The organism is Serratia sp. CMO1 (assembly GCF_015689115.1).
GTDB lineage: Bacteria > Pseudomonadota > Gammaproteobacteria > Enterobacterales > Enterobacteriaceae > Serratia > Serratia marcescens.
Map to the genome: position 1 here is coordinate 2,569,794 of NZ_CP065032.1, position 13,578 is coordinate 2,583,371.

Sequence of the window (13,578 nt, forward strand, 5' to 3'; positions counted from 1 at the left end):
TGCATCATGCAACGCTTATCTTTGCCGCTGCTCGTCACCGCCATCATGACGCCGCAGCTCCTGGAAACGCTGTACAGCCCGGCGCTCACCGCCATCCGCAGCGATTTCGGCGTCAGCGCCGCACAGGCCGGGCAGACGTTATCCATCTATTTCTTCGCCTTCGCCCTCGGCGTCGCCTTTTGGGGAGCCTTCTGCGATCGGTTCGGCCGCCGTCCGGCGATGCTGGCCGGCCTGGCGCTCTATCTGGTCGGCGCCGGCCTCGCGCTGCTGAGCGGCAGTTTCACGCTGTTGCTGGCCGCCCGTGCGCTGATCGCCTTCGGCGCCGCGGTCGGCTCAATCGTCACGCAAACCATGCTGCGTGATGTCTATCAAGGCCCGGCGCTGGGGCGCATGTTCGCGCTGGTCGGCATCGCGCTCTCCATCAGCCCGCTGCTGGGGATGTTCGCCGGCGGCGCGCTGGTCGCCTGGGGCGGCAGCGCGGCGATTTTCACCGCGCAGGCGGCCTGGGCGCTGGCGCTGCTGCTGTGGAGCTACGGCACATTGCCGGAAACGCGACGGCGGCAAACCGCAACGGCCGCCGCGCCGGGCATTGCCCTGACGGCAATACTGCGCGATCGGCACATCTGGTGCTCGGCGCTGCTGGTCGCCAGCTTCAATATCATGGTGTTCAGCTACTTCAGCCTGGCGCCGTTCATGTTCGAAAGGCTGGGGTTGAACAGCCAACAATTTGGCTACTCGGGCGTGATGCTGGCTTTGGGCAGCCTGGCGGGGGCGCTGTTGAACCGCCACCTGCTGGCGCGCGGCGTCAGCGCCAAACATCAGATCCTGCTGGGCGGTTTGCTGGCGGTGGCCAGCGGCGTGGCATTGTTCTGGTGGCAACACAGCCTGTGGATGCTGCTCCCCTGTGCGCTGGTGATGCTGGCGTTCGGGTTGGCTATCCCGAATGTGCTGAGCCAGGCGCTGAGTCGCTACCGGCAGCAACTCGGCACCGCCGGCGCGTTATTCGGGCTGCTGTACTATCTGTTGATCGCCCTGGGGCTGACGATCGTGGCGCGCGGGCAGGATTTGGCCGCCACGCTGCTGCTGTGCGGCCTGTTGAGCCTGTGGTGCGCCGGCCGCTTGCCGGCCGGTGCGCCCGAGCTTAACCCGAAAGCTGCTCGATAGTTTGCAAAATGCGCTTGTCGGAAATCGGGTAAGGCGTGCCCAACTGCTGCGCGAACAGGCTGACGCGCAGCTCTTCGATCATCCAGCGCACCGCCTTCACTTCTTCCTCCTGCTGTCGCTTCGGCGGCAGCTTGTTCAACCACTGCTGCCACGCCTGCTGCACCTGCTCCACCCGCAACATCTGCGCGCGGTCGCGGTGCGGATCGATAGCCAATTTTTCCAATCGGCGCTCGATCGCCTGCAGGTAACGCAGCGTATCCGGCAGGCGTTTCCACCCGTTGCCGGTCACGAAGCCGCGGTAGACCAGCCCACCGAGCTGGGTCTTGATGTCCGACAGCGCCAGCGCCAACGACATGTCCACCCGGCCCTTCAGCCGTTTGTTGATGTTGAAGACCGCCGTCAGGATCTGTTCAACCTGCTTGGCCACCTCGACGACCGTGTCGTTCAGCTCGGCGCGGATCTGTTCCTGCAGGCGCGCAAAGCCTTCTTCTTGCCAGACCGGGCCGCCGTGTTCGGCGATCAGCTTGTCGATGCCGCACGAAATGCAGTCGTCGATCAGCTCCAGCACCTTGCCGTACGGGTTGAAATAGAGCCCCAGCTTGGCCTTGTTCGGCAACTTTTCATGCAGGTATTTGATCGGCGAAGGAATATTCAGCAACAGCAGGCGGCGCGTACCCTGCCACATCGCCTGTTGCTGCTCGATTTCGCTGTCGAACAGGCGGATCGCCACGCTGTCCTTTTCATCCACCAGCGCCGGGTACGCCTTCATCGAATAGCCGCCGCGCTTCTGCTCGTAAAACGCCGGCAGTTGGCCAAAGCTCCAGACATGCAGATTGCTCTGCTCCAGCCCGTCGTCGGCCACCGCCGACAGCGTCTCCTGCACCTTCTCTTTCAACTGCAGGCGCAACGCGGCCAGGTCTTTGCCTTCGCGCAGCGTCTGGTTTTTCTCTCCCACCACGCGGAAAGTCATCTTCAGGTGATCGGGCACCTGATCCCACTGCCAGTCATCACGTGACACGGTCACACCAGTCATGCGCCGCAGCTCGCGCTCCAGCGCGTCCAGCAGCGGCAATTCCAGCGCCGTTACGCGGCCCAGGAACGCCTCGGCGTAGTTCGGCGCCGGCACGAAGTTGCGACGCACCGGTTTCGGCAGCGACTTGATCAGCGCAATCACCAGCTCACGGCGGATGCCGGGGATTTGCCACTCGAAGCCCTGCTCCTCCACCTGATTGAGGATCGGCAGCGGAATATGCACCGTCACGCCGTCGGCGTCGGTGCCCGGTTCGAACTGATAGCTCAGCCGCAGCTTGAGATTGCCCTGATGCCAGAAGTTCGGGTAGTCGAGCGCGCTGATCTTGTTGGCGCCGTCTTTGATCAGCATCTCTTTTTCGAAGTTCAGCAGATCCGGCTGCTGTTTGGCCGCGTTCTTCCACCAGCTGTCGAAATGACGGCCGGACACCACGTCGTTGGGGATCCGGCGATCGTAGAAGCCGAACAGCGTTTCGTCGTCCACCAGAATATCGCGGCGGCGCGATTTATGCTCCAGCTCTTCCACTTCGGCGCGCAGCTTTTGGTTGTCGCGGAAGAAGGCGTGGCGCGTCTGCCAGTCCCCCTCCACCAGCGCATGGCGGATAAACAGCTCGCGGCACAGCAATGGATCGATGGCGCCGTAATTGACCTGGCGCGCCGCGACGATCGGCAAACCGAACAGCGTGACCTTTTCGCTGGCCATCACCGCCCCCTGCGACTTCGACCAGTGCGGCTCGCTGTAGCTGTGTTTCACCAGATGCTGAGCCAGCGGCTCGATCCATTCCGGTTCGATGCGCGCGGCGATGCGCCCCCACAGGCGGCTGGTTTCCACCAGTTCGGCCACCATGGTCCACTTCGGCGGCTTCTTGAACAGGCCGGAGCCGGGGAAGATCGAGAAGCGGGCGTTGCGCGCGCCGGTGTATTCCTGCTTGTCCGCATCCTTCTGGCCGATGTGCGACAACAGGCCGGTCAGCAGCGCGGTGTGCACGCTGCGGTAGTCGGAAGGCGTGCTGTTGATAGGCAACCCCAGCTCTTTCACCACCTGGCGCAGCTGGGTGTAGATATCCTGCCACTCGCGTACCCGCAGGTAGTTGAGAAAATCGTTGCGGCACAGCCGGCGGAACTGGCTGGAGGAGTTCGCCTTTTGCTGCTCCTGCAGATAATCCCACAGGTTGACGAACGCCAGGAAATCCGAGTCTTTGTCGGCGAAGCGGCGGTGTTTTTCATCCGAGGCCTGCTGCTTGTCCATCGGGCGCTCACGCGGATCCTGAATCGACAGCGCGGCGGTGATGATCATCACCTCGCGCACGCTGCCGCTCTTCTGCGCTTCCAGCACCATGCGCGCCAGACGCGGGTCGATCGGCAACTGCGCCAGTTGGCGGCCTTGCGGCGTCAGCTGATAGTGGCCGTTGTCGGCGGTGGCGATCGCCCCTAGCTCTTCCAGCAGGCGCACGCCATCCTGAATGTTGCGTTTATCCGGCGCTTCGACGAACGGAAACGCGGCGATGTCGCCCAGCCCCAGCGAGGTCATCTGCAGAATGACCGACGCCAGGTTGGTGCGCAGAATTTCCGGATCGGTAAACGCCGGCCGCGACAGGAAATCCTGTTCGGAGTACAGACGAATGCACACCCCTTCCGACACGCGGCCGCAACGCCCTTTACGCTGGTTGGCGGAGGCCTGCGACACCGGCTCGATCGGCAGGCGCTGCACCTTGGTGCGGAAGCTGTAGCGGCTGATGCGCGCGGTGCCCGGATCGATGACGTATTTGATGCCCGGCACCGTCAGCGAGGTTTCCGCCACGTTGGTGGCCAGCACGATACGGCGGCCGTGGTGCGACTGGAACACCCGATTCTGCTCGCTGTTCGACAGGCGCGCATACAGCGGCAGCACTTCGGTGTGCGGCAGATTGAGGCGGTTCAGGGCGTCGGCGGTGTCGCGGATCTCGCGCTCGCCGCTCATGAAGATCAGAATGTCGCCCGGCCCTTCGCGTCCAAGCTCGTCCACCGCATCGAAAATCGCCTGCAGCTGGTCGCGATCGGTATCGTCGCCGTCGTCGACCACCGGACGGTAACGCACCTCCACCGGGTAAGTGCGTCCGGAAACCTCGATGATCGGCGCATTGTTGAAGTGGCGCGAGAAGCGCTGCGGATCGATGGTCGCCGAGGTGATGATCACCTTGAGATCCGGGCGCTTCGGCAACAGTTCGCGCAGGTAGCCGAGAATAAAGTCGATGTTGAGGCTGCGCTCGTGCGCTTCATCGATGATCAGCGTGTCGTACTGCATCAGCAGGCGATCCTGCTGAATCTCCGCCAGCAAGATACCGTCGGTCATCAGCTTGACCAGGGTGTTTTCCCCCACCTGATCGTTGAAGCGCACCTTGTAGCCCACGCTGCCGCCGAGCGGGGTTTCCAGCTCGTCGGCGATGCGGTTGGCGACGGTACGCGCCGCCAGGCGGCGCGGCTGGGTATGGCCGATCAGCCCTTTCACGCCACGCCCCAGCTCCAGACAGATCTTCGGCAACTGGGTGGTTTTCCCCGAGCCGGTCTCCCCGGCGACGATCACCACCTGGTGGTCGCGGACAGCGTTTAAAATGTCCTGCTTTTTCTGGCTGACCGGCAGGCTTTCCGGATAGGTAATGCGCGGGCAAGACGCGGCGCGCGCCTGCACTTTTTGCCGCGCCGCCGCGATGTCGCTTTCCACTTCGGCGGCGACCGCCAGCTGGGCATCGGGATTTTTGATTTTTCGTGCGCCATGCAGGCGACGACGCAGGCGTTGTTGATCGCGGAGCATCAGCTCGCCCAGTTGGGCCGGCAGTGCCTCGAGCGGAGATTTCACGTTCGGTGTTCCTTGTTTCATCGTGGCCAAGACCAGGCTTGGCCACGGTTTAATGTTTTTTTAGCGATTTTTTTGCTTTAGCCGCACAGCCTATCACAAACGGCTTTTCCTCCCTACTTTCGCGAGTAAAGCCTCGGCATGTTATTCAATAAAATCGAACGAAGATCTCGAAATATTGCGCTATCACTGTGTGTGGAATGTGAATAGCATGTACTTCATGCAAGGGACGCTGAGTCCTGATGTCACTGTCACAACGTAAGGAATTATCGATGAGCAACGTATTGGTTCTGAAATCAAGCATCCTGGCGACCTACTCTCAGTCTAACCAACTGGCCGATTTCTTCGTAGAGCAATGGAGCAACGCCCATGGCGGCGACACCATCACCGTGCGCGATCTGGCCGCACAGCCAATCCCGGTGCTGGACGGCGAACTGGTCGGCGCGCTGCGTCCTTCCGATGCTCCGTTGACCCCGCGTCAACAAGAAGCGCTGGCGCTGTCGGACGAGCTGATCGCCGAGCTGCAGGCCAATGACGTCATCGTGATTGCCGCACCGATGTACAACTTCAACATCCCGACCCAGCTGAAAAACTATTTCGACCTGGTTGCCCGCGCCGGCGTGACCTTCCGTTACACCGAAAACGGTCCGGAAGGCCTGGTGAAAAACAAACGCGCCGTGATCCTGACCAGCCGCGGCGGCATCCATAAAGGCACCCCGACCGACCTGGTAGAACCTTACCTGCGTCTGTTCCTGGGCTTCATCGGCATCACCGACGTGGAGTTCGTCTTCGCGGAAGGCATCGCCTATGGCCCGGAAGTGGCGACCAAAGCACAGGAAGACGCCAAGGCGGCCCTGTCTCAGGTGGTTGCTGCCTAAGACCCTGCGCAGGGGCGCCGTGCCCCTGCCGGACAAGAGGCAAGTCCTGTCAAACCTGCACTACCCTCATAATAATCATCTATCCGTATCTTTTGGCGCGCCAGACGGCGCGCTTTTTTTTATTTCTTCAGCCACTGCCCGTTGATGCCGCGCACATACTCGCCGCTTTGCGCGCGCGTCACCAGCTTTTGCCCGGCCATGCGCGCCACTTCGTCGACGGCGATATGGTTGCCGTCCGCCACTTCCTGATACTTCTCGGCGCGGCCGGCGTTGATGCGTTTCACCAGCGCCAGGGTTTCCGCGTCCTGCTTCACCGGCGCGATATAACCGCTCAGGGTTTCCCCCACCCGACCTTGCTGCTTCGCCTCATCCAGCGTCAACGCCATCGCCAGGCCGCTGAACAGCCAGGCGGCGCCGGCCAGCCACAAATAACGTTTTTTCATGTCGGCTCCTAGAACAGACCGCTTTGGGTTTTCAGCAGGTTTTCGACGTCCTTATCCACCTTGATATGAATTTCATGCTCGATCTTGACGTTCATATTGATGGTGATCGGATCCTTCGGCGTCGCCACCTCGATGCGCGGCACGCAGCCGCTCAGCAGCGAAACGCACAGCACCGCTGCCAGCGCCGACACACTCATGATTTTCATTGTTGCTCCCCAGGTTGTGAGAGGGCCTGCTCCAGCCACTCCTGTAAATTGTCGCCGAAGCGCAAACTGCGCCACAGCTGAAACACGTTTTCCTGATGGCGATAGTTCAGGATCACCTCGCGCTTGGCGCTTTTCTGCGGGTTGATGCCGTCGATGCGCGCGCTCAGCGTCAGCTCGCCCAGGTTGTCGAGATCGACCCGGGCGTGCGAACGGTTGATTTCCATGTAGCGCAGCCAGTCGATCGCCGCGCCGGTCGCCAGGTTGTTGCTGCCGATGGCGTCGGCCATGTCTTTGTCCAGGCGCAGCGTCAATGTGCCGGCGTTGGCGATCCAGCCGTTTTGCACCAGCCATTTCGGGTGATTCAGGAACAGCGGCAACTCGCCGTCGACGCGGCCGGACATGGCGAACTGCTTCGGTTTCAGGGCGGTAAACAGCGCGCTGAGATCGACCTTGTCCAGCTTCAGCACTGCGGCGTCATGCTGCGGCAACCGCAGTGCCGACAGGCTGATATGCCCGTTGAGCATGTCCACGCCGACGTTGCTCAACGTCAGCGGCTGCCCTTCGCTATAAGGATAGGTGCCCTGCAAATCGGCGGAAATGTTCTGCATCTCGAACAGGTTGGTGAAAGACTTGATGCGCAGCGACACCGGCTGTTTGGCCCCCAATTGCCAGTGATGCTGCTTGAACCGGTACGACAGGATAAAATCCAGGCCGCTCATCTCGCCGTCCTTCAGCCACATGCCGCCGTTTTTCACCACCCAGTGGCCACCGGCCTCGAACCCCTGTTCGCGCGCGGCGGAAAACGCCGACTGCGCGTAAAACTCGCCGTCGCGCAGCGTGAGATTGAGATCCGGCGCCAGCAGCGGTTGGAACACCTTCAGCGACTGTTTCGGCCACCAGGCTTCGCCGCGCAGACGTTCGCCGTCCCAACGGCCGCGCAGCGCGATCGGCCCAATCTGTTGCGCCTGCAGTTTGCCCTGCAGTTGGAAACTGTCCGGCGAACGGCCGTTTACCTGCAGCGCCAGCACCGGCGCCGGCAGATAGCCGCCGTCGCTGAAGCTGACCTTATCCGCCGCCAGCTGCAACTCGCCGTTGAACTGCGGACTTTGTTCATCACGCCGCCAGCGCAGCGGCTGATTGAGGCTCAGGCGCGGCGCGGCGACCGTCACCAGACCGTACTTCAACTTATCGAAGCCGGTGGAAAGTTTGTCGAGCACCAACTCACTGTCGCGCCAACGGCCGCTGCCGGCGACGTCCCAGGCGGCCTGCAGCGGCGGCAAGCGGCCATTGCCCCAGTAACGCCATTGCCAGTTGCCCTTGTCCGGCCAGAAATCCTGCGCCTGGCCGTCCAGATGCAGCTTGAAGCGGCCCCAGTAACTGTCGCTGGCGCTCAAAATCGCCTGCAGGCGGCCGGTGATACCGGCGGCGGTCACCTTCACGCCCGCCAGCGGCAAACGCGCCTCTTCCAGCGTCATTTCCGGCGTCACCTTGCCCCACAGGCGCAGCAGCGAACCCGGCTGCAGCACCAGCGTCGGGTTGAGAATGCTGCCGCCGATCACGCCCGGGATCGACGCGGTAGTGGAAAAGTCGGCCAGATTGGCCTGGCCGGTCAGTTGGAAGCGCAGATCGCTGTCGGTCAACCCCACCTTGCCCGGCCCGAGGGTGAGCACCGCATTGCCCTTGCCGTTGTGACCCGCGGTGATGACGTTCAGCCGCGCGCTGATCTCCGTTTCATCCAGTCCTTTGCTCCAATCGTGCAGCGCGATGCTGAGCCCGCCGTTCAACGGCTGCTCGCTGTACGGCCAACGCCACTCGCCCTGCTTGATGCTGACCCGCTGCGGCGCGACTTCCCACGGCAACACCGCCAGCGGGCGATCGTCACCTTTTTCGCTTACCGTCAACACGCCCTGCTGCTGTTGCCAGCGCATGTCCAGCAATACCGGTTTTTCCAGATAGGCGGTCTGCATTTCCCCCTGCAACGCGCCCTGCGTCGGCAGGCTAGCCAGATCCAACGGAATGGTTATCTTGCCGGCGAGGTGCAGCGGTTGTGCGCTGTTGGGCGGAACCACGGTCAGGCTCTGCAACGTCAGCTGCTGTTTTTCATCCAGCTGCGCCTCGGCGCTGAGATTCGGCCCCCGATAATGCAGACGTTGCCCGTCGGGGCCGGAGGAAAGCTGCAGCTTGCCGGCATAGCGCTGCCAGGGAATGAGCGTCAAGTCATTAATGGTGAGATCCAGCGGCGGCAGCTGTTGCTGCAGCTGATCGAGCGCCAGCGGCGCGCTGTTGGCGTCGCCGCTCGGCAGTTTTGACAAACAGGCGCTATCGACGCTGACCTTATGGCTCGACAGCTGCCAGCGGCCCTGACGGTAAACCAGCCGCGTCGGCCCGACGTTGGCCAACAGGCAATCTTGCGCAGTGAAACGCGCCCCCGCCAACGCCAGCCCGCCCTGGCGCCAGTGCAATTTGCCCTGCAATTCCAGGCGGCTCCCCGCCGGCAACCAATGCGATAACACCCCCGGCAGCCAGCGCGGCAAGGTTTGCCACAACGCCAGCACCAGGATTGCGCAGCCCGCCACCGTCCCTATGAATACTTTCAATCGCCTGGTCATTAAATGATTGCTTCGTTCCTGAGTTAGGCATTGGTTAAGTCTATGCCTGAATTGACAATAATGATGGCACGAATTTGACATAGGGTGAAGCCGAGCAGGCTCGCAGAAGCGATTTGCACCTTTTTGGCGCAAACGTGTGCGGAGTTGTAGATTTTCGTTACAACTACATCACATTAACAGGACAGTTTTCAGACTTTTGTTATTGTTGTTACCGTTGATGATTAATAGTCTTGCAACCATTCTAATAAAAGTTTAGCTGCTAGCTAACTGTGTACTAGAGAAGCCATTCCCCACACCCCCGTGGGGATTTTTTTGCCGTTAATTTCAAATCACGGCCTCAATAAAAGCCTGTACTATGCGGCTGTCGCTCGCTTTACGCCAGATAGCATAAATATCGCTGCGCATTTCATTCCCGCACTCGATATACGCCACCTCCCGCTGTCGCGCGAGGCTTTCAGGGACAAACGCATACCCCAACCCCGCTGTTACGCAGGCGAATATCACGTCGTAGCATTCCACCTCCAGCAGCGCGGCGGGGATGATTTGCTGCTTTTGCAGCCAGGCGTCCACCAGATGGCGATAGTGGCATTGACGCGAATAAACATAGAGATCGCTTTTTGCCAGCAACGCTGGCTGATACGCCCCGCCAATGAAGACCAAACGCTCCTGAAAAGCACGCCGGCTCTGCAGCTGCGGATGTTCTATCGGCCCATCTGAAAACACCACGTCCAGAGTCCCTTTTTGCAATTGAAACTCCAGATCCAGCGAATAGCCTTGCACCACACTCAACTGAACGCGGCGGTTCTGCGCACGGTAATGCGCCAACTTTTGCGGCAGATGATGACTCAAGGCGATATCCAGCGCGCCAAGCTTCAATTCACCCTGTACCGGATCCTGTTCAAGCTGCGCTCGCGCCCGCTCTTCGATAGCCAAAAAGCGCTTGGCCTTATGGTAAAGCGCCCGGCCTTCCGGTGTGAGCGACAGCCGATTGCGCTCACGCTCAAATAGCGTAACGCCACACGCCGTTTCCAACTCTTTTAATTTCTTGGTCACGTTAGAGGGCACGCAAAACAGCCGCTCCGCCGCAGCCGTGAGACTCTCCGACTCAACCACCATGCAAAAGGTGACCAACTGAGCACGTTTCAACACCACAAATCTTCACCAAAAATGAATGATAACCGAACTTTATTTCACTTTTAATCAACCATCAAGCCCATAGAATGCTCGCAGTCAGCACATTGCTGCCTCCTGGAAATTCCAGTTTCATTATCGACAGAGGAAATAAACCATGATCACGCTCAACGTCTTTTTTCAGGTCAACCCGGCCAAACGCCCAGCTTTTCTCAGTCTGCTCAACACTATGGTGCAGGAATCCAATAAAGAAACCGGCTGCTCTTTTTACCAGCTTTGGCAATGCCAGAACGATGAAAACAGCTATGCGCTGATCGAAAACTGGGACGATAAGGCGGCGCTTTCGGCACACCAGAAAACGCCGCATTGGATCGCCTTTAACGATGCCGTCAACGGGTATTTGACCCATGATTACGATGAGCACCATTACACGGAAATCGCTCGCTAACATCGCGTGAACCGGCCCAATGCGGGCCGGTTTCATCCCCCTGTTTCATCGGACAAACCCCGTGCAGGACAAACCGCTAACCAATTGTCGAATTTACTAAAATCTGTTAAATTGATCACAAAATCACGGTGGAGAAACCACGATGAAATTGGCGATATACAGTACCAAACAGTATGACCGTAAATACCTCGAACTGGTGAACCAGCAGTTTGGCTATGAGCTGGAATTCTTCGACTTTTTACTCAGTAAAAAAACCGCCAAAACGGCCGCCGGTTGCAAGGCGGTGTGTATCTTCGTCAACGACGACGGCAGCCGTGAAGTGCTCGAAGAACTGGCGGCGCTGGGCGTCGAAATTCTCGCCCTGCGCTGCGCCGGTTTTAATAACGTCGATCTGGACGCCGCCAAAGAACTGGGCATCAAGGTGGTGCGCGTGCCGGCCTACTCGCCGGAGGCCGTGGCGGAACACGCGGTAGGCATGATGATGTGCCTGAACCGCCGTATTCACCGCGCTTATCAGCGTACCCGTGACGCCAACTTCTCGCTGGAAGGGCTGATCGGTTTTAACATGCACAATCGCACCGCCGGCGTGATCGGCACTGGTAAAATCGGCGTGGCGACAATGCGCATTCTGAAAGGCTTCGGCATGAAGCTGCTGGCCTACGATCCGTTCCCGAGCGAACAGGCGCTGGAACTGGGCGCGGAGTATGTCGATCTGAAGACGCTGTACGCGCAATCCGACGTGATCACCCTGCACTGCCCGCTGACGCCGGAGAACCACCATTTGCTGAATGCCGACGCCTTCGCGATGATGAAAAACGGCGTAATGGTGATCAACACCAGCCGTGGCGCGCTCATCGACTCCACCGCCGCCATCGATGCGCTGAAGCAGCAAAAAATCGGCGCCCTCGGGATGGACGTCTACGAGAACGAACGCGATCTGTTCTTTGAGGACAAGTCTAACGACGTGATTCAGGATGACGTGTTCCGCCGCCTGTCGGCCTGCCACAACGTGCTGTTCACCGGCCATCAGGCTTTCCTGACCGAAGAGGCGTTGACCAGCATTTCCCAAACCACGCTGCAGAACATCAGCCAGTTGGATCGCGGCGAAGCCTGCCCGAACCAGTTGAACGCCTGAGCGTAACCTCGGGGCGCCCTTGCGGCGCCCTGTTTATTTGAGAGAACGCGATGAGAAAAACCACGGTGGCCGCCCTTGCGGCGCTGGCCTTAGCGGGGTGCAGCATGAAACCACACACGGCCGTCACGCCAGGCGATCTGCTGCATCACAACTTCGTGTTGCAAAGCGTGGATGGCGACACGGCAGAATCACCGGCGGGCGGCGGCCTGCTCAATCTGGAGTTCGGCGAGAACCTGCATGTCTCCGGCACGATGTGCAACCGCTTTTTCGGTCAGGGGCAATTACGCGACGGCGTGCTGACGGTGAAATCGCTGGCCACGACGCACAAGCTGTGCCCTGATGAGCAGCGCAACCGCTGGGATCGGGTGATCGGCACCGTGCTGGAAAACGGCGCCGAAGTGACGCTAAACGCACAGCAGCTGACGCTCACCGGCAGCGGCCACACGCTTATTTATACCCTGCGCGATTGGGTGTATTGATCCTGCAGGCCAGGCGCCGGGGCTTACCCGGCGCAGCTGCCCAGGGCCAGCGTGCGCTCTTCGCACTGCTTGCCGTTCGGCATCTGGCACATGCGCTGCGCTTCACCGTTCAAATTGTGCGCGATGGTGGTAACGCCACCGACCGCCGCGCAACCGGTGCTGGTCTGCAACGTATTGATTCTGGCACTGTTGCCCTGCTGTACTGGCTCTTCGTTATTGCTGCTGCAGGCGGCTAAAAGCAGCACGGCGCTGGCAAGCAGCCATTTTGATGTCGTCATTATCCCACTCCTGAACCCGGAACTGCGCTGTGTAAAATCGCCATTGCTGATAACGCGCGTCACTTGGCGGACACGTTTCGCTATCTTTGATGCAAACTTGTTTAATCTAGCTCGATATATAAATAATGAAAATATATTCCAGCCATTATTTGTCGTTTTTTTGCGCCGGCCGGACATTTATTTTGTTTGCAGAATATTTCCGTGACGGCGCCACTCGCTGCCAGGCGCTGGCTGCACGCAAAAAGTGATAACGTCACCGCTGCCATCGAGGAAGTTTTTCCCGCGACATTGGTATTAATTATCTTCGCGTGCTTTCATTGCGGCGGCGCATTTTTTGCTACCGGAGAGAACGATATTTGCGTCTATGCTGGCGGCGCTAAGTAATTAGCATTCCACTATTTTCAGTGAATGATGACTGAATTCTTCAACCGGCGCGACTTGCTGTCACGCCGGCCTTTTTTTACATTAAAATAACACTCAGTGCACCGAGGCTTTCGACAGTAAATTAATCACCAGCACGCCGGCAATAATTAATCCCATGCCGACGATCGCCGGCCAATCCAATTTTTGCTGATAAACGAACACTGCGGCGACCGACACCAGCACGATGCCCATGCCCGACCAAATCGCATACACGATGCCCAGCGGCATGCTTTTGACCACCATCGACAGCCCCCAAAACGCCACGCCGTAGCCCAGCACCACCAGCAGCGACGGCCACAGGCGGGTAAAGCCCTCAGAGGCTTTCAACATGGTGGTGGCGATCACTTCCGCGACTATCGCCATCGTCAAATACATAAATGCGCTCATGGTTTTCTTCTGTCAATTTGCCGATGCGCAATTATGACGCGCCGGAAATAAATTGTCTTTAAACGGTGAAAACAATTTATTGCCCCGGCCCCTAATCGGCGAGGAAATACGCCTTTGACGATTTATCACCCGCCA

13 protein-coding genes are annotated in these 13,578 nt (G+C 59.5%); 6 read left to right on the plus strand and 7 right to left on the minus strand.

Translation table 11 applies throughout. The features are described from left to right. Positions 1–6: 6 nt before the first annotated feature. Positions 7–1,164, plus strand: coding sequence for an MFS transporter (locus IT763_RS12235; RefSeq protein WP_206194747.1), 1,158 nt, complete (start codon positions 7–9; stop codon positions 1,162–1,164). On the opposite strand, the gene hrpA is transcribed toward IT763_RS12235, so the two are convergent. Next, the gene (hrpA, locus tag IT763_RS12240; protein WP_206194748.1) at positions 1,142–5,029 is read right to left on the minus strand and encodes an ATP-dependent RNA helicase HrpA; all 3,888 of its coding nucleotides are present in this window, start codon (positions 5,027–5,029) and stop codon (positions 1,142–1,144) included. The two genes, IT763_RS12235 and hrpA, sit on opposite strands and share 23 nt — an antisense overlap. 269 nt (positions 5,030–5,298) lie before the next feature. Between hrpA and azoR the strand changes: the two genes are divergently transcribed. Beyond that, the gene (gene azoR / locus IT763_RS12245; protein WP_016927576.1) at positions 5,299–5,904 is read left to right on the plus strand and encodes an FMN-dependent NADH-azoreductase; all 606 of its coding nucleotides are present in this window, start codon (positions 5,299–5,301) and stop codon (positions 5,902–5,904) included. A 119-nt stretch (positions 5,905–6,023) separates the two neighbouring features. On the opposite strand, the gene IT763_RS12250 is transcribed toward azoR, so the two are convergent. The 4 genes from IT763_RS12250 to IT763_RS12265 form a co-directional block, all read right to left on the minus strand. Continuing rightward, on the minus strand, positions 6,024–6,347 hold the full coding sequence (locus IT763_RS12250) for a YdbL family protein (RefSeq protein ID WP_049299369.1): 324 nt from the start codon (positions 6,345–6,347) through the stop codon (positions 6,024–6,026). An 8-nt stretch (positions 6,348–6,355) separates the two neighbouring features. Beyond that, positions 6,356–6,553 (minus strand): YnbE family lipoprotein, encoded by a 198-nt coding sequence (locus tag IT763_RS12255; protein ID WP_004930472.1) that lies wholly within the window; start codon positions 6,551–6,553, stop codon positions 6,356–6,358. Further along, positions 6,550–9,162, minus strand: coding sequence for a YdbH family protein (locus tag IT763_RS12260; RefSeq protein WP_206194749.1), 2,613 nt, complete (start codon positions 9,160–9,162; stop codon positions 6,550–6,552). Before IT763_RS12260 ends, IT763_RS12255 begins: the two co-directional genes overlap by 4 nt. Positions 9,163–9,486: 324 nt before the next feature. Further along, complete coding sequence (locus IT763_RS12265; protein ID WP_197758311.1) at positions 9,487–10,311, minus strand: LysR family transcriptional regulator; 825 nt, start codon at positions 10,309–10,311, stop codon at positions 9,487–9,489. Positions 10,312–10,450: 139 nt separating this feature from the next. Here IT763_RS12265 and IT763_RS12270 point away from each other — a divergent pair, with 139 nt between their 5' ends. The 3 genes from IT763_RS12270 (at position 10,451) to hslJ (ending at position 12,355) form a co-directional block, all read left to right on the plus strand. Continuing rightward, on the plus strand, positions 10,451–10,741 hold the full coding sequence (locus IT763_RS12270; RefSeq protein WP_016927572.1) for a putative quinol monooxygenase: 291 nt from the start codon (positions 10,451–10,453) through the stop codon (positions 10,739–10,741). A 142-nt stretch (positions 10,742–10,883) separates the two neighbouring features. Further along, positions 10,884–11,876, plus strand: coding sequence for a 2-hydroxyacid dehydrogenase (locus tag IT763_RS12275; RefSeq protein WP_016927571.1), 993 nt, complete (start codon positions 10,884–10,886; stop codon positions 11,874–11,876). 50 nt (positions 11,877–11,926) lie between these two features. Further along, complete coding sequence (gene hslJ / locus IT763_RS12280) at positions 11,927–12,355, plus strand: heat shock protein HslJ (protein ID WP_176063079.1); 429 nt, start codon at positions 11,927–11,929, stop codon at positions 12,353–12,355. 23 nt (positions 12,356–12,378) lie between these two features. On the opposite strand, the gene IT763_RS12285 is transcribed toward hslJ, so the two are convergent. Continuing rightward, on the minus strand, positions 12,379–12,633 hold the full coding sequence (locus IT763_RS12285) for a DUF333 domain-containing protein (protein ID WP_206194750.1): 255 nt from the start codon (positions 12,631–12,633) through the stop codon (positions 12,379–12,381). A 186-nt stretch (positions 12,634–12,819) separates the two neighbouring features. On the opposite strand from IT763_RS12285, the gene IT763_RS12290 reads away from it, so the two are divergent. After that, positions 12,820–13,017 (plus strand): hypothetical protein, encoded by a 198-nt coding sequence (locus IT763_RS12290; RefSeq protein ID WP_143779040.1) that lies wholly within the window; start codon positions 12,820–12,822, stop codon positions 13,015–13,017. A 93-nt stretch (positions 13,018–13,110) separates the two neighbouring features. Here the strand turns inward: IT763_RS12290 and ssmE are convergent, their stop codons facing one another. Then, on the minus strand, positions 13,111–13,443 hold the full coding sequence (gene ssmE, locus IT763_RS12295; protein ID WP_004930487.1) for a multidrug efflux SMR transporter SsmE: 333 nt from the start codon (positions 13,441–13,443) through the stop codon (positions 13,111–13,113). Between the last annotated feature and the right edge of the window lie 135 nt (positions 13,444–13,578).

Coding starts and splice junctions, on each gene's coding strand:
- IT763_RS12235 (WP_206194747.1), top strand. CDS start 7: ATGCAACGCTTATCTTTGCCGCTGCTCGTCACCGCCATCATGACGCCG.
- azoR (WP_016927576.1), top strand. CDS start 5,299: ATGAGCAACGTATTGGTTCTGAAATCAAGCATCCTGGCGACCTACTCT.
- IT763_RS12250 (WP_049299369.1), bottom strand. CDS start 6,347: ATGAAAAAACGTTATTTGTGGCTGGCCGGCGCCGCCTGGCTGTTCAGC.
- IT763_RS12255 (WP_004930472.1), bottom strand. CDS start 6,553: ATGAAAATCATGAGTGTGTCGGCGCTGGCAGCGGTGCTGTGCGTTTCG.
- IT763_RS12260 (WP_206194749.1), bottom strand. CDS start 9,162: ATGACCAGGCGATTGAAAGTATTCATAGGGACGGTGGCGGGCTGCGCA.
- IT763_RS12270 (WP_016927572.1), top strand. CDS start 10,451: ATGATCACGCTCAACGTCTTTTTTCAGGTCAACCCGGCCAAACGCCCA.
- IT763_RS12275 (WP_016927571.1), top strand. CDS start 10,884: ATGAAATTGGCGATATACAGTACCAAACAGTATGACCGTAAATACCTC.
- hslJ (WP_176063079.1), top strand. CDS start 11,927: ATGAGAAAAACCACGGTGGCCGCCCTTGCGGCGCTGGCCTTAGCGGGG.
- IT763_RS12285 (WP_206194750.1), bottom strand. CDS start 12,633: ATGACGACATCAAAATGGCTGCTTGCCAGCGCCGTGCTGCTTTTAGCC.
- ssmE (WP_004930487.1), bottom strand. CDS start 13,443: ATGAGCGCATTTATGTATTTGACGATGGCGATAGTCGCGGAAGTGATC.